We start from the raw sequence: 17990 nt of genomic DNA on the forward strand, positions 1-17990 counted from the left end.
AGGCCCCGCGAGCCCGGCCTGATCCAAACGACAGGCCCTAGCGGTCGGCGCCCGGCTCCAGGCCCCTGATGCGCCGCCGTTCCCCCTCGCCCGGGGCCGGCGGCGAGTCCGCGAGGCGGACCACCGGGTCGGCGAGGCCGCCGTCGCGCCCCGCCACCACGGGCTTCGCCGCGCGCAGCGCCTTCGCCTTGTACTGCGCGGCGTCCGCGAGGCGGAAGAGGCGGCGCGCGCTGCTCACCTCGCCGATCGGGTCCCCGGTGGACGCGATGCCGCACGCGACGCCGTCGCCGTGGTCCAGCTCGGCGGCCCGTGAGCAGATCTCGTCGCCCACCCGGACCACCTCGTCGGCCGAGGGCCCCACGGCGACGAGCGAGAACTCGTCGCCGCCGAGCCGCGCCGCGAGGGCTCCCGGCAGCATCGCCCCGCAGAGCGAGAGCACCGAGCCGAACCGTTCGAGGAGCCGGTCGCCCGCCGCGTGCCCGTAGGTGTCGTTGACCCGCTTCAGGCCGTTGAGGTCGCAGACGACGAGGCTGACCACGGAGCCGTCGGCCCGGTGCCGCTCCACGGCCTCGTCGAGGCGTATGTCGACCGCCCGCCGGTTGGCGAGCCCGGTCAGGGCGTCGGTGAAGGCGAGCCTGCGCGCCTCCTCCAGGCGTTCGGTCTGCGCGATGCCGGCCGCGACGACCGCCGCGAGGACCGTGGCGAAATCGGCGTCGAAGCGGCCGAACACCTCGGCGCCCGTCGGCCGCGCCACGTACAGCTCGCCCCACGCCCGCCCGTGCAGAACGATCGGCGCCACGACGCAGCAGCCGCGGCCCCTGCGCCGTAGCGCGGCGACCCGCTGATGGCAGTAGCCGGCCCGGTCCACGGGGCCCTCCGCCGTCTCGACCCAGGCGTCCGGCTCGCCGCCCTTGGCCCACCGCTCGTGCAGGAACTCGGTGATCTCGGGAAATCGGTGCACCGGGTAGCCCTCGCCCTCGGGGAACTCCTCCTCCCCCTCGGCCAGCTCCCCCACGTTGACGAGCACCCGCAGCCGGCCGCGCTCACGCTCCCAGACGGAGAGCGCCGCGAAGCTCCCGGACAGCGCGCGGCAGGCGCCGAGCGCTGCCGCGCGCCACGAGTCGCGTGGGCTGCGCGCGGCGGCCATGCCCTGCGCGAGCGTCACCACGGCGCGTAGCCGAACGTCCTCACCCATCACTCCAGAGTAAGGAGTTTTCCGGCATTTCGGTGAATTTGGTGCGCCAGGCCGGGGCTCACGAGCAGCCGGGCGTCACTGAAAGTAATCGAGTGGTACGTCGGTGCGACCGCCCCCCCCCGTCACTCGCCCGGCCACCGCGGACTGCGCTTCTCGTTGAACGCCGCCACCCCCTCGGCCCGGTCCCCGGAGAACGCCACGGACCGCCAAGCCGCGTCCTCCACCTCCAGGCCGGCCCGCATGTCGAGGCCGTGCCCGAGCCGCAGCGCCTTCTTCGACGCGCGCAGACCGACCGGCGAGTTGGCGGCGATCCGCGCGGCGAGCGCGAGCGCCTCCTCGCGGTCCGCGCCCGCCGCCACGACCTGATCCACGAGCCCCACCTCCCCGGCCTCCGCCGCCCGCACCCGGCGCGCCGTGAAGATCAGCTCGGCGGCCCGCGCGGCCCCGACGCGGCGCGGAAGCAGCTGCGTACCGCCGCCGCCCGGGATCACGCCGACGGAGACCTCGGGCAGGCCCACGACGGCCGTCCCGTCGGCCACGATCAGATCGCAGGCGAGCGCCAGCTCGAAGCCGCCGCCGAGCGCGAACCCGTGCACGGCCGCGATCGTCGGCATCGGCAGCTCCAGGACGCCCGTGTACGCGGCGCGGGTCACGGGCCGCTGGCGCAGCAGCTCCGCGTCGGAGAAGGAGTTGCGCTCCTTGAGGTCCGCGCCGACGCAGAAGGCGCGCTCGGCGCTGGAGGTGAGGACGACGACCCGGACGTCCCGGTCGGCCGTCAGCGCGTCGCACGCGGCGGTGATCGAGCGGGCCATGTCGCTCGACACGGCGTTCATGGCCTTCGGCCGGTCGAGCACCAGCTCGGCGACCGTTCCGTCCTCGTGGCTCCGTACCGCCACGAACTCCCCGAACCGCCGCTCGTCACCCATGACACGCCCTTTCGGTTAACGCCAGTTAACCGCCAAGGTTGTCAGGTGCGCCTGGTCAGCGTCCAGGGCTCCACGACGCCGAGGCCGCGCACGGGCCGCTGCCACATGGGCTGGAGCGCGAACCGGTAGGTGGGCGGCTCCTCGCCGTCCTCCTTGGCCTTCTGCGCCTCGGCCGCGGCCTCCGCCTCGGAGGTGGGCGTCTCCCCGATCCTGATCAGCTCCTCGGCGAAGGCGCCGTCCACCAGGACGTTGTCCCGGGGCGCTATCGACGTGAGCCGGCTCGCGAGGTTCACGGTCGAGCCGAAGACATCGCCCATGCGCGTGGTGACCGTGCCGAACGCGAGGCCGACGCGCAGCTCCGGCATCGTCTCGTCGTTGCTCATCGTCTCGATCAGGCGCAGCGCGATCTCGCTCGCGATGCCCGCGTCGTCGGCCGCGTACAGGACCTCGTCGCCGAGGGTCTTGATGAGCCGGCCGCCGTGCGCCGCGACGAGGTCCGCCGCGGTGGTCTCGAAGGCCTCGACGAGCTCGCCGAGCTCCTCCTCCTCCATACGACGGGTGAGCCGCGTGAACCCGACGAGGTCCGCGAACCCGACGGCGAGCCGCCGGTCGACCATCTCCTCGTCGTCACCGGCCTGCACGACACGGCCGGTCGCCGCGGCGAGCTGGCGCCTCCACACGTAGACGAGGAACTCCTCCAGCTCCGGCAGGAGCAGCTCCATCAGCGGGTACGTGACCTCGGTGCGGGTCATGCCGGGCTCCGGGGGCTCGGTCAGGCCCTCCAGGAACGAGTCGATCTGCCATTCGGCGAGGCGCGCGGTGGTCTGTCCGGTGGACCGGGCGACCTGTACGGCCATGGCCTCGCTGAGCAGCCCGGCCTCCACGAGACCGGCGAGGCGCCGCAGCGCCAGCACGTCCGCCTCGGTGAGGGCCTTGGCCTGGCCGATGTCGGCGAAGCCCATGGCCCGCCAGAACCGGGAGGCCAGTTCCATGGAGACGCCCGCGCTGCGCGCCGCCTGGAACGGGGTGTATCTGCGCTCGGCCCCGAGGATGAGCCCTTCGAGCCGCAGGGCGAGCGGATCCTCGGCCTCAGCCTCTTCTGGTTCCGCTCCTTCCGGCTTCTCGGGGTCGGTGGGAGAGCCCGTGCCGGAGCCCGAGTCGTCGACGGTCACGCCTGCTGCCCTTCCGATCTGCCGCGGTCAGGTATCGACCGGGCTCAACTCTACGGCAGCACCTGTGCCCCACGTCACTTCGTCCGCATCCGGGTGGCGTCGGCCGGGAGGCGCCCGGTGGTACACGCCTACGCAGGTCGCAGGTGCACGATGTCGCCCGCGCCGACCGCCTCCCGGCCCCCGGCCTCCGTGGCGATCACAAGCCGGCCGTCGCCGTCCACGGCCACCGCCTCGCCGACCAGCTCCCGGTCGCCCGGCAGGATCGCCCGGACCTGGCGGCCGAGCGTGCCGCAGCCCGCCGCGTACGTCTCCTGCAAGCGAGAGAGCGCGGGGTCGCCCTCGGCCGCGCACCACTCGACGTACCACTTCTCCAGGGACCGCAGCACGGCCCGCAGCACCGGCTCCCGGTCGGAGACCTTGGCCCCCGCGAGCGTCAGCGAACCCGCCGTCGGGACGGGCAACTCGTCGGCGCGCAGCGACACGTTCAGGCCGACGCCGAGCACAACGGCGTCCGCACCCGCCCGCTCCAGGAGGATGCCGCCGGCCTTGCGCTCCTCGCCGTCGACCGTGAGGAGCACGTCGTTGGGCCACTTCAGCGCCGTGTCGACACCGGCCGCCGAGGACAGGGCCGTGGCGACCGCGACCCCGGTGAGCAGCGGCAGCCAGCCCCAGCGCGCGATCGGCACCTCGTGCTCGCCCGGCTTGAGCAGCACCGAGAAGAACAGGCCCGAGCGCGGCGGCGCCGACCAGGACCGGTCGAGCCGCCCGCGCGCCGCACTCTGCTCCTCGGCGACGAGCACGGTGCCCTCGGCCACGGGCCCCGCCGTGGCCCGGTGCACCAGATCCGTGTTGGTGGACCCCGTGCGGGGCACCACCTCCAGGGACGACCACAGGCCCCCGTCCCGCAGCAGGGACCGGCGAAGGCCGGCCTCGGACAGGGGCGGCCTGTCCAGGTCGGACCAGGGGTTGGCGGGTACGTCTGAACCATCTCGCGGCGTCATGCAACCCAGCCTAGGTGTGGCAAAGACCGCACTGCTGAACGGTATTCAGGCCACTACGCTACGAATCAGTAGCCCCACTCCCCTTTTTTGGACCTTCCCCCAACCGTCCCCGTGAGCAGCGTCGAAGCAGGCAGGGAGCCGCATCCCGATGTCCGAGTTGGAACAGCCGACAGCGAAGATCGACATCCACACGACCGCAGGCAAGATCGACGATCTGCGGCGCCGGATCGACGAGGCGACCCACGCCGGATCCGCCCGCGCGGTCGAAAAGCAGCACGCCAAGGGCAAGTTGACCGCACGTGAGCGGATCGAGCTGCTGCTCGACGAGGACTCCTTCGTGGAGCTGGACGAGTTCGCCCGGCACCGGTCGACGGACTTCGGCCTTGACGCCAACAAGCCGTACGGCGACGGCGTCGTGACCGGATACGGCACCGTGGACGGCCGCCCGGTCGCCGTGTTCTCGCAGGACTTCACGGTCTTCGGCGGCGCCCTCGGCGAGGTCTTCGGGCAGAAGATCATGAAGGTGATGGACTTCGCGCTGAAGACCGGCTGCCCCGTCATCGGCATCAACGACTCCGGCGGCGCCCGCATCCAGGAGGGCGTCATGGCCCTCGGCATGTACGGCGAGATCTTCCGCCGCAACACCCACGCGTCGGGCGTCATCCCGCAGATCTCGCTCGTGGTCGGGCCGTGCGCGGGCGGCGCCGTGTACTCCCCCGCCATCACCGACTTCACGGTCATGGTCGACCAGACCTCGCACATGTTCATCACGGGCCCCGACGTCATCAAGACGGTCACCGGCGAGGACGTCGGGATGGAGGAGCTGGGCGGCGCCCGCGCCCACAACTCGCGCTCCGGTGTCGCGCACCACATGGCGGGCGACGAGAAGGACGCGATCGAGTACATCAAGTCGCTGCTGTCCTACCTGCCGTCGAACAACCTGAGCGAGCCGCCCGCCTTCCCCGAGGAGGCCGACCTCGCGCTCACCGACGAGGACCGGGAGCTCGACACCCTCATCCCGGACAGCGCGAACCAGCCGTACGACATGCGCACGGTGGTCGAGCACGTCGTGGACGACGCCGACTTCTTCGAGACCCAGGCGCTGTTCGCGCCGAACATCATCACGGGCTTCGGCCGCGTCGAGGGCAGCCCGGTCGGCATCGTCGCCAACCAGCCGATGCAGTTCGCCGGCTGCCTCGACATCCACGCCTCGGAGAAGGCCGCGCGGTTCGTCCGCACGTGTGACGCCTTCAACGTGCCGGTGCTCACCTTCGTCGATGTGCCGGGCTTCCTGCCGGGCGTCGAGCAGGAGCACGAGGGCATCATCCGGCGCGGCGCCAAGCTGATCTTCGCGTACGCCGAGGCCACCGTGCCGCTCATCACGATCATCACGCGCAAGGCCTTCGGCGGCGCGTACGACGTCATGGGCTCCAAGCACCTGGGCGCCGACCTCAACCTGGCCTGGCCCACCTCGCAGATCGCGGTCATGGGCGCGCAGGGCGCGGTCAACATCCTGCACCGCAAGACGATCGCGGCGGCCGACGATGTCGAGGCCACCCGCGCCGAGCTCATCCAGCAGTACGAGGACACCCTCCTCAACCCGTACACGGCGGCCGAGCGCGGCTACATCGACGCGGTCATCCTGCCCTCCGACACCCGCTCCCACGTGGTGCGCGGCCTGCGTCAGCTGCGCACGAAGCGGGAATCACTGCCCCCGAAGAAGCACGGCAACATCCCGCTGTAAGGAGCGCCGCTGTGATGATCAAGGTCGTACGGGGCAATCCGACCCCCGAGGAGCTGGCCGCCGCACTGGCGGTGGTCCAGGCGCGCGCCGCGGCGGTCCCGGACGCCCCGGCCGCGGCGGCGGACCGGGACGCGTGGTCCGACCCCTCCCGTATCGCCCGGCACCGGCTGCCGGCCCCGGGGGCGTCGAGCTGGTCCCGGACGTACTGGCCCGCGTGAATTACGTGATCACACGGGCCCGCGTGAATTAGTCCTTTCGTAGCGGGGCGCCTGAGTACGCGTACTCAGGCGCCCCGCACGCGCGAGCAGCACCATGCTGTATGTGCTGTGGTCAGACCCCGATGACGAGCCCCCGAAGGAGCTCCGCGAAACGCAGGCGATGCTGCGGCGCGCGGGCTTTGTGCTGGCCCTCGCCATGGTCGTGATGTTCCTGATGCTGGGGACCGCGTGATCCGGGCGACCGAGCAGGGCGGCCGACCGGGGAACGCACCGCGTCACGCTGGATAACCTGAGCCGCATGACTGCTCCACGCCGCCTGATCCTTGCCTCCCAGTCCCCCGCCCGCCTCGGTCTGCTGCGGCAGGCCGGGTTCGCCCCCGAGGTGATCGTCAGCGGGGTCGACGAGGACGCCGTGACGGCCCCGACCCCCGCCGAACTCGCCCTCGCGCTCGCCGAGGCCAAGGCATCCGTGGTCTCGGCACGCCCCGAGGCGGGCGGCGCCGTCGTCATCGGCTGCGACTCCGTGCTCGACCTCGACGGCGAGGCGCTCGGCAAGCCGGCCGACGCCGAGGAGGCCACGGCCCGCTGGAAGTCCATGCGCGGCCGCGCCGGAACGCTGCAGACGGGCCACTGCGTCTACGACACGGCGAGCGGCCGGTACGCCTCGGGCACCGCCTCCACCGTCGTCCGCTTCGGCGAGCCGAGCGACGCGGAGGTCGCCGCGTACGTGGCGACGGGCGAACCCCTCTACGTCGCGGGCGCGTTCACCCTGGACGGCCGCTCGGCCCCGTTCATCGACGGCATCGACGGCGACCACGGCAACGTGATCGGCCTCTCGCTGCCACTGGTCCGCCGCCTGCTCGCCGAACTGGGCATCGGCATCACGGAGTTGTGGGCGCCGGCGGAGTAGCCGGACCGTTCTGCGCGGGGCTGTCCCCCTGCGGCTCCCGCTCCCCCTGCTCGTGCCGGTCGAACGCGACCAGCGTGAGCACGAGCAGGGCGAGCACGACCATCATGAACACGAAGCTGAACCAGCCCACCAGGCTGATCGAGAACGCGCCGAGCAGTCCGTGCACGACGGCCGCGCTGATCAGCAGGATCCGCCCGAACCCGGCCGGCGCCCGGTCGACGACCGCGGTGCGCGCCAGCACGATCCCGCACAGCGCCAGATAGAGCCCGAACAGGCCGCCCGCTATCCACGCGCCCACCGACATCGCCCGCGGGTCGAGCCCGGCGAGGGACATGTCCTGGTTGTCGACCACAAGGCCCAGGAACCAGTTCAGGAGCGCGATCCCGAACGCCTCCGCGAACAACACGATCGCGGCAACCCACGCCACCGGCTTGCGAGCCACCGGCCCCCACCCACTTCCACTGACTGTTACCGCTAGTACGGCCAAGACATCCCGAACGCTACTAACGGGTAAACCCCGGTACAAGGGTTCTGCCGAGGTTCCCGCGAAGGCAAAGAATCGTTGGGCCATTCGTAGGGACTCCACAAAGAATGCCCATGGGGCGCGGCGCGGTCTCACAGAGACCTTGACCACAGAGGCGGGCTAGGGTTGCGGTGAGGGATCGCGCGTATCCAGGCGCGACAAGGGATTCCACCCACCGGGTGGATCCCGGGTGACACTGCGTGTGGGCAAGCTCACGCCCGGGGACGCCTCGTGGGTCCGTGTCGGCAGTCCCTAAACTCAGCTTGTTTCAGTGAGTCAAGCTTCACGGTGACCCGCCGACCGCCCCGGCTCGGGCGACCACGGCCGGGGGTCCGGGGGATGCCCCCGGGAAGACACAGCAAGGAGGGAGCCATCGTGCGCAAGGTGCTCATCGCCAACCGTGGCGAAATCGCTGTCCGCGTGGCCCGGGCGTGCCGGGACACGGGGATCGCGAGCGTTGCCGTCTACGCCGAGCCGGACCGGGACGCTCTGCACGTCCGTGCGGCCGACGAGGCGTTCGCCCTTGGCGGGGACACCCCGGCCACCAGCTACCTGGACATCGCCAAGGTGCTCCAGGCGGCGAAGGACTCCGGCGCGGACGCCATCCACCCCGGCTACGGATTCCTGTCGGAGAACGCCGAGTTCGCCCAGGCCGTCCTCGATGCCGGGCTGATCTGGATCGGCCCGCCCCCGCACGCCATCCGCGACCTCGGTGACAAGGTCGCCGCCCGGCACATCGCGCAGCGCGCGGGCGCCCCGCTGGTCGCCGGCACCCCGGACCCGGTCTCGGGCTCCGACGAGGTCGTGGCGTTCGCCGAGGAGCACGGCCTGCCGATCGCGATCAAGGCCGCCTTCGGTGGCGGCGGCCGCGGCCTGAAGGTCGCCCGCACCCTCGACGAGGTGCCCGAGCTGTACGAGTCCGCGGTGCGCGAGGCCGTCGCCGCCTTCGGCCGCGGCGAGTGCTTCGTGGAGCGCTACCTCGACAAGCCGCGCCACGTCGAGACGCAGTGCCTGGCCGACCAGCACGGCAACGTGGTCGTCGTCTCCACCCGTGACTGCTCGTTGCAGCGCCGCCACCAGAAGCTCGTCGAGGAGGCCCCGGCGCCGTTCCTGTCCGACGCGCAGCTGGAGCAGCTGTACTCGTCGTCGAAGGCGATCCTCAAGGAGGCCGGCTACGTCGGCGCGGGCACCGTCGAGTTCCTCGTCGGCGCGGACGGCACGATCTCCTTCCTGGAGGTCAACACCCGTCTCCAGGTCGAGCACCCGGTCACCGAGGAGGTCGCCGGCATCGACCTCGTGCGCGAGATGTTCCGCATCGCCGACGGCGAGGAGCTCGGCTACGGCGACCCCGAACTGCGCGGCCACTCCTTCGAGTTCCGCATCAACGGCGAGGACCCGGGCCGCGGCTTCCTGCCCGCCCCGGGCACCGTCACCAAGTTCGAGGGCCCCGCGGGCCCCGGTGTCCGCCTGGACGCGGGCGTCGAGTCCGGCTCGGTCATCGGCCCGGCCTGGGACTCCCTGCTCGCCAAGCTGATCGTCACCGGGCGTACCCGCAAGGAGGCCCTCCAGCGGGCCTCCCGCGCGCTCGCCGAGTTCGAGGTCGAGGGCATGGCCACCGCCATTCCCTTCCACCGCAAGGTGGTCACCGACCCGGCGTTCGCCCCCGAACTGACCGGCAGCCAGGACCCGTTCACGGTCTTCACGCGCTGGATCGAGACCGAGTTCGTCAACGACATCCCGCCGTTCGCCGCTCCGGCGCCCGGTGAGGACGAGGACGAGGCCGGCCGCGAGAACATCGTCGTCGAGGTCGGCGGCAAGCGCCTGGAGGTCTCCCTCCCGGCCGGCATGGGCATGTCGCTGGCGCGCACGGGCCTCAACGCCGGTGCCAAGCCGAAGCGCCGCGCCGCCAAGAAGTCCGGCACGGCGGCCTCCGGCGACTCCCTCGCCTCCCCGATGCAGGGCACGATCGTCAAGGTCGCGGTCGAGGAGGGCCAGGAGGTCAAGGAGGGCGACCTCGTCGTCGTCCTGGAGGCCATGAAGATGGAACAGCCCCTGAACGCCCACAAGTCGGGCACCGTCAAGGGCCTGTCCGCCGAGATCGGCGCCTCCCTCACCTCGGGCGCCGCGATCTGCGAGATCAAGGACTGACGCCGCGCCAGGCGCAACAGCCGTACGCCGGGGGCCCGTCGACCGTTCTGGTCGGCGGGCCCCCGGTCGTTCGCACCGACGCCACCGGAATTCATTCGCGGCGCCCCGGCCTTCAGGTCAGGGGGAAAGCGAGTCCGGTGTTCGCGTCATAGTGGCGTTCCGGCGGAGCCGGACTCTGCCTGTGACGGTGCCGAGTCGCTCGTACGTTCCTGGTGACGACGGGAGTTCGACGTGCCTAGCGTGATCGTCATGCAGCTCCGGTCGGGTTGTACCCCGACACCGCTCAGCAGGCCGCGCCGGCCAGGGCGTTCGGGTGCGCCCGAGTCGTGTTCAACGACGCGGTCCGCGCCCGTGAAGACGCCCGTCAGGCCGCCCGGCCGTTCCCGACCGTCGGCGAGCTGTCCACCCGCCTGATCACCCAGGCGAAGCAGACGACCTCACGCTCCTGGCTGGGCGAAGTCTCCGCCGTCGTCCTCCAGCAGTCCCTGCGGGATACCGAGGCGCTGCCAACGCCCGCTGGAGCATCACCAGCAGCGGCGGCCTGCTGAGCCTGCCGAAGATCGGGGCGGTGAAGGTGAAGTGGTCCCGCACCCTGCCCACCACCCCCACCTCGGTCACCGTCGTCAAGGACGCGGCCGGGCGGTACTTTGCCTCCTTCGTCATCGACACCGACCCCGCCGCCGACGCGCGGCGGATGCCCGCAACCGACCGCACCATCGGCCTCGACCTCGACCTCGGCCTCACCCACTTCGCGGTCCTCTCCGACGGCACGAAGATCGACTCCCCGCGGTTCCTGCGGCGCGCGGAGAAGAAGCTGAAGAAGGCCCAGCGAGAACTGTCCCGCAAACAGAAGGGATCCAAGAACCGGGCCAAGGCCCGCCTGCAGGTCGCCCGCGCCCACGCGAAGGTCGCCGACGCCCGCCGTGAGTTCCACCACCAGCTCTCCACGAAGCTGATCTCCGAGAACCAAGGAATCGCCGTGGAGGACCTGTCGGTGGCGGGACTGGCCCGCACCAGGCTGGCCAAGTCCGTGCACGACGCCGGATGGCCGTCGTTCATCAGCATGCCGGCGTACAAGGCTGAGCGGTACGGCCGCGCCCTGGTGAAGATCGGCCGCTTCGAGCCGACCTCTCAGGTCTGTTCCTCCTGCGGCGTCAAGGACGGCCCCAAGCCCCTGAACGTTCGGGAGTGGACGTGTGCCGCCTGCGGCGCGGTCCACGACCGGGACATCAACGCCGCGATCAACATCAAGACGGCCGCCGGACTGGCGGTATCGGCCTGCGGAGCGCCGGTAAGACCGGGAGCAGTCCCGGCACAGCGCGAAGAAACAGGAAGCCACGGATTCAAGACCGGAACCCGTGCCGCGTAGCGGCACAGGTCCGATCAAGAAGGCCAGAATCCTCGCCCCCCTTCAGTGCGAGGAGCATGTCAATGCGGTAGCGATCCCTCCGCACCGCCGCGGTCCCGCGATCGGGCATCCTTGAAGTCCTGCGCACCAGGCCCGCGCACGCCCAGGGAGGCCCGATGACGACAGCCGAGCACGATCGCTCGCGCCGCATGCGCGCGGACGCGCGCCGCAACTACGAGCGGCTGCTCGCGCAGGCCCGGATCGCCTTCGCCGAACACGGCACGGGCGCCTCCCTGGAGGAGGTGGCCCGCGGGGCCGGGGTCGGCATCGGCACGCTGTACCGGCACTTCCCCAACCGGCACGCGCTGATGAGCGCCGTCTTCGAGGAGGCGGTGAACGATCTGCTGGCCCGCTCCCGGGCGCTGCTCGACGCTCCGCAGCCCTGTACGGCGCTCGTGACCTGGCTGCGCGAGATCATCACGCACGCGAGCGAGTACCGGGGGCTCTCGCGGGCCCTCATGTCGGCCTCGCAGGACGCGAGTTCCGCGCTGGCCCGGTGCAGCGATCCGATGCGGGAGGCCGGCCAGGCGCTGCTCTCGCGAGCGCAGCGGGTGGGGGCGGTGCGGCAGGATGTCTCCATGACGGACCTCCTTCAGCTCACGAACGCGATTGCCCTCGCGGCGGAGGAGACTCCGTCGGACCCGGGGTTGGCGGATCGGCTGCTGCGGTTGACGTTGCGCGGGATCGCCTGTTGACCGGCACCGGTGTTGCGGCCACGGGGCTCCGCCCCGGACCCCGCTGCTCAATCGCCGCAGGGGCTTAATCGGCCCAGCCGTTTGGGCATATCAAGCCCCTCCGGCGATTGAGGAGCGGGGTCCGGGGCAGAGCCCCAGGGCGCGACGCCGGACGGGCGGGAGCTCACCGGCGTCGCAGATCCGCCACCCGGGCCGTCCGCTCGGGCGGGGCCGCGTCCAGGGCCGCGGCACGCAACGGGTGGCCCCGCCGCTGCCCGGGCAAGGGCACATCCCGGCGCGGCTGACGCGCCGGGACGGATTCACCGCCCCCGGTAGGGTCCTCCGCCCCGGCCCCCGCAACAGCGACCTGCACCCCCTGATCGGCCAGCGCCTGAAGCTCCGTCGCCGCCCGGTCGTCGTGCGCCGGCGGCTCGTCCGTCACGAGCCGCGTGATCACATCGGTCGGCACGGTCTGGAACATGGTGTCCGTACCGAGCTTGGAGTGATCCGCGAGCACGACGACCTCGGACGCGGCCTGCACGAGCGCCCGGTCCACGGACGCCGACAGCATGTTGGACGTGGAGAGCCCGCGCTCGGCGGTCAGACCGCTGCCGGACAGGAAGGCGCGGGAGACTCTCAGCCCCTGGAGGGACTGCTCCGCACCGCTGCCCACCAGCGCGTAGTTGGAACCCCGCAGCGTGCCACCGGTCATGACGACCTCGACCCTGTTGGCATGGGCGAGTGCCTGTGCCACCAGGAGGGAGTTGGTGACGACGGTCAGGCCCGGCACACGCGCGAGCCGGCGGGCCAGCTCCTGCGTGGTCGTCCCCGCGCCCACCACGATGGCCTCGCCCTCTTCGACGAGACCCGCGGCGAGATCGGCGATGGCCGTCTTCTCTGCGGTCGCGAGATGTGACTTCTGCGGAAAGCCGGACTCCCGCGTGAATCCGCCCGGCAATACCGCACCGCCGTGCCGGCGGTCGAGGAGTCCTTCTGCCTCCAGTGCGCGCACGTCCCGCCGTACGGTCACTTCAGAGGTCTGGACGACGCGGGCGAGCTCACGGAGCGAAACCGCTCCGTTGGCTCGCACCATTTCGAGGATCAATTGACGACGTTCTGCAGCGAACACGAAACTGACAGTAACCCCAACGACCGTCTGCTTTCAGCAGTTTGCGCCGAATTACAGATTCTGTTCGCACAAGAACCGTGGAAGTGGTATAGGCGCGGCGGGGTGCCTATACATCTCGCCTATGCCCCCCGCATGGGCCGCAACTCACCGTGACCTGCGGCCCGTTGCCCCGCGTCAGCTCTCTTCGGCGATCTTCCGCGTGTGCAACTGCCGCGCCACTTCGGCGATCGAGCCCGACAGCGAGGGGTACACGGTGAACGTGTTCGCGATCTGCTCGACCGTCAGATTGTTGTCGACCGCGATCGAGATGGGGTGGATCAGTTCCGAAGCGCGCGGCGCGACGACCACTCCGCCGACCACGATGCCCGTGCCCGGACGGCAGAAGATCTTGACGAAGCCGTCCCGGATGCCCTGCATCTTCGCGCGCGGGTTGCGCAGCAGCGGCAGCTTGACCGCGCGCGCGTCGATCTTGCCCGAGTCGACGTCGGCCTGCGTGTAGCCGACGGTCGCGATCTCCGGGTCGGTGAAGACGTTGGACGAGACCGTCTTGAGGTTCAGCGGGGTCACCGCGTCGCCCAGGAAGTGGTACATCGCGATGCGGCCCTGCATCGCGGCGACCGAGGCGAGGGCGAAGACGCCGGTCACGTCACCGGCCGCGTACACGCCGGGAGCGGTGGTGCGGCTGACCTTGTCGGTCCAGATGTGGCCCGACTCCTTGACCTTGACGCCCGCTTCCTCCAGGCCGAGGCCCTCGCTGTTGGGGACGGCGCCGACCGCCATCAGGCAGTGCGTACCGGAGATCACCCGGCCGTCGGAGAGCGTGACCTCGACGCGGTCGCCGACGCGCTTGGCGGAGGCGGCGCGGGAGCGGGCCATGACGTTCATGCCGCGGCGCCGGAACACGTCCTCCAGGACGGCGGCGGCGTCCGGGTCCTCGCCGGGCAGCACGCGGTCGCGGGAGGAGACGAGGGTGACCTTGGAGCCGAGTGCCTTGTAGGCACCGGCGAACTCGGCGCCGGTGACACCGGAACCGACCACGATGAGCTCCTCGGGGAGCTCGTCCAGGTCGTACACCTGCGTCCAGTTGAGGATCCGCTCGCCGTCTGGCTGCGCGTCGGCCAGCTCGCGCGGGTGGCCGCCGGTGCACAGCAGCACGGCGTCAGCGACGAGGGTCTCCTCGGTGCCGTCGGCCGCGGTGACGATCACCTTGCGGGAGCCGTCGAGCGCCTGCTGGCCGTCGAGGCGGCCCTTGCCGCGCAGCACGCGCGCGCCCGCGCGGGTGACGGAGGCGGTGATGTCGTGGGACTGGGCGAGCGCGAGGCGCTTCACACGGCGGTTGACCTTGCCGAGGTCCACGCCGACGACGCGGGCCGGGCTGTCCGGATCGGGGGTGTCGTCCTCGACGATGATGCCGAGCTCTTCATAGGAGGAGTCGAAGGTGGTCATCACCTCGGCCGTGGCGATCAAGGTCTTCGACGGTACGCAGTCGGTCAGCACCGACGCCCCGCCGAGGCCGTCGCAGTCGACGACGGTCACCTCCGCGCCGAGGGACGCGGCCACCAACGCCGCCTCGTATCCGCCAGGTCCGCCACCGATGATCACGATCCGAGTCACATGCCCCATTGTCCCGCACGCTTCAAGCCCGCACCGATCCGGGGCCCCCGTCCGGGCACGGGCGCACGTATCTCCCCGTAAGAGGGGTGCTTCCGTTACTCACGGGACACGCGGGTCCACTGACGTACGCTCGGTCCCATGTCGCTCTACGCCGCGTACGCCGGCAATCTCGACGCGCGGCTCATGACGCGCCGCGCCCCGCACTCGCCGTTGCGCGCGACGGGCTGGCTGAACGGCTGGCGGCTCACGTTCGGGGGCGAGCACATGGGCTGGGAGGGCGCACTCGCCACGATCGTCGAGGCGCCGCGTTCCCAGGTCTTCGTCGCGCTGTACGACATCGCCCCGATGGACGAGGAGTCGATGGATCGTTGGGAGGGTGTCGGGCTCGACATCTACCGGCGGATGCGGGTCCGTGTGGACACCCTGGAGGGCGAGGAGCCGGCGTGGCTCTACGTATTGAACGGGTACGAGGGCGGTCTCCCCTCCGCGCGGTACCTGGGCGAGATCGCCGACGCGGCCGAGTCCGCGGGCGCGCCGCACGACTATGCGATGGAGCTGCGCAAGCGCCCCTGCTGAGGGCGCCCGGAAGCACTTCCCGCTCCCCCGTTCGTCGGAAACGACAAGGCAACGATCACAAGGACGTGACCTCCGACATCTACGCGCGTAGGCAACGACAGGCTACCCTCGTCGGCGTGAACGCTTCTCTTACTCCGGACAACGTCCTGGCCGACCCGTACGCCGCCGCCGACGCCGCAGCCGCGCGGCTGCGCGAGCTGACGGGCGCCGAGACCCACGACGTCGCCCTCGTGATGGGCTCGGGCTGGGCGCCCGCCGCCGAGGCGCTGGGCGAGCCCGCCGCCGAGTTCCCCTTCACCGAGCTGCCCGGTTTCACCGGCGCGGCGGTGGCGGGCCACGGCGGCACGGTCCGCTCGTACCAGGTCGGCGAGAAGCGCGCCCTGGTCTACCTGGGCCGTACGCACTTCTACGAGGGCCGCGGCGTCGCCGCCGTCGCGCACGGCGTGCGCACGGCCGCCGCGGCGGGCTGCAAGACCATCGTGCTCACCAACGGGTGCGGCGGTCTGCGCCAGGGCATGCGCCCGGGCCAGCCGGTCCTGATCTCGGACCACATCAACCTGACGGCGGCCTCGCCGATCGTCGGCGCCAACTTCGTCGACCTCACCGACCTGTACTCGCCGCGGCTGCGCGCGCTGTGCCAGGAGATCGACCCGAGCCTGGAAGAGGGCGTGTACGCCCAGTTCCCCGGCCCGCACTACGAGACCCCCGCCGAGGTCCGGATGGCCGGCATCCTCGGCGCCGACCTGGTCGGCATGTCCACCACCCTGGAGGCCATCGCGGCCCGCGAGGCGGGCGCCGAGGTGCTCGGCATCTCCCTGGTGACGAACCTGGCGGCGGGCCTGTCCGGCGAGCCGCTCAACCACGAAGAGGTCCTCCAGGCGGGCCGCGACTCGGCCACCGCCATGGGCGACCTGCTGACCAAGGTCCTCGCGAAGATCTGACCGCTGCCCCTGGGCCGCTTCGGCACAACCAAGCCCACCGGCGCTCGAGGCGCGAGGTCCGGACAATCAAGCCCCTGCGGCGATTGAGCAGCGGGGTCCGCGGCGGAGCCCCGAGACGTCGACCCCGTTGCGGCCCGAGAACTCCCGAAGGAATGCGAACCGTGACCGTATCTGGCAACGCACCGCTCGACCGGGCGAAGACCTGGCTCGCGGAGGACCCGGACCCGGAGACCCGCGAGGAACTCGCCAAGCTCATCGAGGCGGGTGACCTGGAGTCGATCGGCGAGCGCTTCGCCGGCACACTCCAGTTCGGCACCGCAGGTCTCCGCGGCGAACTGGGCGCGGGCCCGATGCGGATGAACCGCGCGGTGGTCATCCGCGCGGCCGCGGGCCTGGCGGCGTACCTGAAGGCGAAGGGGCAGACGGACGGCGTCGTGGTCATCGGCTACGACGCCCGCCACAAGTCGGCGGACTTCGCGCGCGACACGGCGGCCGTGATGGTGGGGGCCGGGCTGCGCGCCGCGGTCCTCCCCCGCCCGCTGCCCACCCCCGTGCTCGCCTTCGCCATACGGCACCTGGGCGCGGTCGCGGGCGTCGAGGTCACGGCCTCGCACAACCCGCCGCGCGACAACGGCTACAAGGTGTACCTCGGCGACGGCTCGCAGATCGTGCCGCCGGCCGACGCGGAGATCGCCGCCGAGATCGACGCGGTGGCGTCGCTGAACGACGTGCCGCGCGCGGAGTCGGGCTGGGAGACGCTCGGCGAGGACGTCCTGGAGGCGTATCTGGCGCGCACGGACGCGGTGCTCGCGCCGGGTTCCGCGCGTTCGGCCCGTGCCGTCTACACGGCGATGCACGGCGTCGGCAAGGACACGCTGCTCGCGGCCTTCGCCCGCGCGGGCTTCCCCGCGCCGGTGCTCGTGCCGGAGCAGGCCGAGCCCGATCCGGACTTCCCCACGGTCGCGTTCCCGAACCCGGAGGAGCCGGGGGCGATGGACCTGTCCTTCGCGACGGCCCGCGCGCAGGACGAGACCCCGGACCTGATCATCGCCAACGACCCGGACGCGGACCGCTGCGCCGTGGCCGTGCCCGGCGGCGGCGACTGGCGGATGCTGCGCGGCGACGAGGTCGGCGCGCTCCTCGCGGCGCACCTGGTGAAGCGGGGGGTGAGCGGTGTACTCGCCGAGTCGATCGTGTCGTCCTCGCTGCTCGGCCGGATCGCCGAGGCGGCGGGGCTCCCGTACGAGGAGACGCTGACCGGCTTCAAGTGGATCGCCCGTGTCGAGGGCCTGCGCTACGGCTACGAGGAGGCGCTCGGCTACTGCGTCGACCCCGAGGGCGTGCGCGACAAGGACGGCATCACGGCGGCGCTGCTCGTGACCGAGCTGGCGAGTGAGCTGAAGGAGCAGGGCCGTACGCTCCTCGACGCGCTCGACGACCTGGCGCTGGAGCACGGGCTGCATGCCACGGACCAGTTGAGCGTGCGGGTCGAGGACCTTTCGGTGATCGCGGACGCGATGAGTCGTCTGCGGGGGGCTCCGCCGGTGGAGCTGGCAGGGCTTGCGGTGACCCGCGCGGACGATCTCTCCGAGGGGGAGGGCGGGCTGCCGCCCACGGATGGGCTCCGCTACACCCTGGACGGGGCGCGGGTCGTGGTGCGGCCGTCGGGGACGGAGCCGAAGTTGAAGTGTTACCTGGAGGTCGTGGTGGCGGTCGCCGATCGGTCGGCGTTGCCGGCGGCGCGGGGCACTGCCGTGCAGCGGTTGGCGTCCCTGAAACGGGACCTCTCCGTTGCGGCCGGCATCTAGCGC

16 protein-coding genes and 1 pseudogene are annotated in these 17990 nt (G+C 71.6%); 10 read left to right on the top strand and 7 right to left on the bottom strand.

The genetic code is table 11. The annotated features are described in order from the left end of the window. Window positions 1–37 precede the first annotated feature (37 nt). From ACIA8D_RS00650 to ACIA8D_RS00665, 4 genes are all read right to left on the bottom strand, one after another. The gene (locus ACIA8D_RS00650; protein WP_399227739.1) at window positions 38–1195 is read right to left on the bottom strand and encodes a diguanylate cyclase domain-containing protein; all 1158 of its coding nucleotides are present in this window, start codon (window positions 1193–1195) and stop codon (window positions 38–40) included. A 122-nt stretch (window positions 1196–1317) separates the two neighbouring features. Continuing rightward, window positions 1318–2121: an enoyl-CoA hydratase/isomerase family protein gene (locus tag ACIA8D_RS00655; RefSeq protein ID WP_399227740.1), complete on the bottom strand. Its 804-nt coding sequence runs from the start codon at window positions 2119–2121 to the stop codon at window positions 1318–1320. A gap of 41 nt (window positions 2122–2162) precedes the next feature. Next, a complete protein-coding gene (locus ACIA8D_RS00660) occupies window positions 2163–3293 on the bottom strand; it encodes an adenylate/guanylate cyclase domain-containing protein (RefSeq protein WP_399227741.1) in 1131 nt (376 codons plus the stop codon). Between the two features lie 128 nt (window positions 3294–3421). After that, window positions 3422–4294 carry a biotin--[acetyl-CoA-carboxylase] ligase gene (locus ACIA8D_RS00665; RefSeq protein ID WP_399227742.1) on the bottom strand — a complete coding sequence of 291 codons (873 nt, stop codon included), beginning with the start codon at window positions 4292–4294 and terminating at the stop codon, window positions 3422–3424. 148 nt (window positions 4295–4442) lie between these two features. Between ACIA8D_RS00665 and ACIA8D_RS00670 the strand changes: the two genes are divergently transcribed. The 4 genes from ACIA8D_RS00670 to ACIA8D_RS00685 all read left to right on the top strand — a co-directional run bounded on the left by ACIA8D_RS00670 (window position 4443) and on the right by ACIA8D_RS00685 (window position 7166). Beyond that, window positions 4443–6038, top strand: coding sequence for an acyl-CoA carboxylase subunit beta (locus ACIA8D_RS00670; protein WP_399227743.1), 1596 nt, complete (start codon window positions 4443–4445; stop codon window positions 6036–6038). An 11-nt stretch (window positions 6039–6049) separates the two neighbouring features. Further along, a complete protein-coding gene (locus ACIA8D_RS00675) occupies window positions 6050–6256 on the top strand; it encodes an acyl-CoA carboxylase subunit epsilon (RefSeq protein ID WP_326018755.1) in 207 nt (68 codons plus the stop codon). Between the two features lie 103 nt (window positions 6257–6359). Then, a complete protein-coding gene (mmpB, locus tag ACIA8D_RS00680) occupies window positions 6360–6488 on the top strand; it encodes a morphogenic membrane protein MmpB (RefSeq protein ID WP_399227744.1) in 129 nt (42 codons plus the stop codon). 66 nt (window positions 6489–6554) lie between these two features. After that, window positions 6555–7166 carry a Maf family protein gene (locus ACIA8D_RS00685; RefSeq protein WP_399227745.1) on the top strand — a complete coding sequence of 204 codons (612 nt, stop codon included), beginning with the start codon at window positions 6555–6557 and terminating at the stop codon, window positions 7164–7166. Here ACIA8D_RS00685 and ACIA8D_RS00690 read toward each other — a convergent pair. Beyond that, entirely contained in the window at window positions 7138–7608 is a 471-nt protein-coding gene (locus ACIA8D_RS00690) for a hypothetical protein (protein WP_399227746.1), read from the bottom strand. The two genes, ACIA8D_RS00685 and ACIA8D_RS00690, sit on opposite strands and share 29 nt — an antisense overlap. Window positions 7609–8064: 456 nt before the next feature. Here ACIA8D_RS00690 and ACIA8D_RS00695 point away from each other — a divergent pair, with 456 nt between their 5' ends. The 3 genes and pseudogenes from ACIA8D_RS00695 to ACIA8D_RS00705 all read left to right on the top strand — a co-directional run bounded on the left by ACIA8D_RS00695 (window position 8065) and on the right by ACIA8D_RS00705 (window position 11940). Further along, on the top strand, window positions 8065–9837 hold the full coding sequence (locus tag ACIA8D_RS00695) for a biotin carboxylase N-terminal domain-containing protein (protein WP_399227747.1): 1773 nt from the start codon (window positions 8065–8067) through the stop codon (window positions 9835–9837). A 266-nt stretch (window positions 9838–10103) separates the two neighbouring features. Continuing rightward, window positions 10104–11206: pseudogene (locus tag ACIA8D_RS00700) on the top strand (RNA-guided endonuclease InsQ/TnpB family protein). Window positions 11207–11394: 188 nt separating this feature from the next. Continuing rightward, entirely contained in the window at window positions 11395–11940 is a 546-nt protein-coding gene (locus tag ACIA8D_RS00705; RefSeq protein WP_399228045.1) for a TetR/AcrR family transcriptional regulator, read from the top strand. Window positions 11941–12103: 163 nt separating this feature from the next. Here ACIA8D_RS00705 and ACIA8D_RS00710 read toward each other — a convergent pair whose 3' ends face one another. Next, window positions 12104–13048: a DeoR/GlpR family DNA-binding transcription regulator gene (locus ACIA8D_RS00710; RefSeq protein WP_399227748.1), complete on the bottom strand. Its 945-nt coding sequence runs from the start codon at window positions 13046–13048 to the stop codon at window positions 12104–12106. 174 nt (window positions 13049–13222) lie between these two features. After that, window positions 13223–14671: an NAD(P)H-quinone dehydrogenase gene (locus ACIA8D_RS00715; RefSeq protein ID WP_399227749.1), complete on the bottom strand. Its 1449-nt coding sequence runs from the start codon at window positions 14669–14671 to the stop codon at window positions 13223–13225. Window positions 14672–14800: 129 nt separating this feature from the next. On the opposite strand from ACIA8D_RS00715, the gene ACIA8D_RS00720 reads away from it, so the two are divergent. The 3 genes from ACIA8D_RS00720 to ACIA8D_RS00730 all read left to right on the top strand — a co-directional run bounded on the left by ACIA8D_RS00720 (window position 14801) and on the right by ACIA8D_RS00730 (window position 17987). After that, window positions 14801–15238, top strand: coding sequence for a gamma-glutamylcyclotransferase (locus ACIA8D_RS00720; protein WP_385764484.1), 438 nt, complete (start codon window positions 14801–14803; stop codon window positions 15236–15238). A gap of 116 nt (window positions 15239–15354) precedes the next feature. Further along, window positions 15355–16179 carry a purine-nucleoside phosphorylase gene (locus ACIA8D_RS00725; protein ID WP_399227750.1) on the top strand — a complete coding sequence of 275 codons (825 nt, stop codon included), beginning with the start codon at window positions 15355–15357 and terminating at the stop codon, window positions 16177–16179. Window positions 16180–16331: 152 nt separating this feature from the next. Continuing rightward, complete coding sequence (locus ACIA8D_RS00730) at window positions 16332–17987, top strand: phospho-sugar mutase (RefSeq protein WP_399227751.1); 1656 nt, start codon at window positions 16332–16334, stop codon at window positions 17985–17987. The last annotated feature ends 3 nt before the right edge of the window (window positions 17988–17990 follow it).

This window comes from Streptomyces sp. NPDC051684, from assembly GCF_044453445.1.
GTDB lineage: Bacteria > Actinomycetota > Actinomycetes > Streptomycetales > Streptomycetaceae > Streptomyces.

What these genes read in the sequence shown, in the direction of transcription:
- ACIA8D_RS00730 (WP_399227751.1), top strand. Translation starts at nt 16,332, where the DNA reads ATGCGAACCGTGACCGTATCTGGCAACGCACCGCTCGACCGGGCGAAG.
- ACIA8D_RS00650 (WP_399227739.1), bottom strand. Translation starts at nt 1,195, where the DNA reads ATGGGTGAGGACGTTCGGCTACGCGCCGTGGTGACGCTCGCGCAGGGC.
- ACIA8D_RS00720 (WP_385764484.1), top strand. Translation starts at nt 14,801, where the DNA reads ATGTCGCTCTACGCCGCGTACGCCGGCAATCTCGACGCGCGGCTCATG.
- ACIA8D_RS00665 (WP_399227742.1), bottom strand. Translation starts at nt 4,294, where the DNA reads ATGACGCCGCGAGATGGTTCAGACGTACCCGCCAACCCCTGGTCCGAC.
- ACIA8D_RS00685 (WP_399227745.1), top strand. Translation starts at nt 6,555, where the DNA reads ATGACTGCTCCACGCCGCCTGATCCTTGCCTCCCAGTCCCCCGCCCGC.
- ACIA8D_RS00705 (WP_399228045.1), top strand. Translation starts at nt 11,395, where the DNA reads ATGCGCGCGGACGCGCGCCGCAACTACGAGCGGCTGCTCGCGCAGGCC.
- ACIA8D_RS00715 (WP_399227749.1), bottom strand. Translation starts at nt 14,671, where the DNA reads ATGGGGCATGTGACTCGGATCGTGATCATCGGTGGCGGACCTGGCGGA.
- ACIA8D_RS00655 (WP_399227740.1), bottom strand. Translation starts at nt 2,121, where the DNA reads ATGGGTGACGAGCGGCGGTTCGGGGAGTTCGTGGCGGTACGGAGCCAC.
- ACIA8D_RS00670 (WP_399227743.1), top strand. Translation starts at nt 4,443, where the DNA reads ATGTCCGAGTTGGAACAGCCGACAGCGAAGATCGACATCCACACGACC.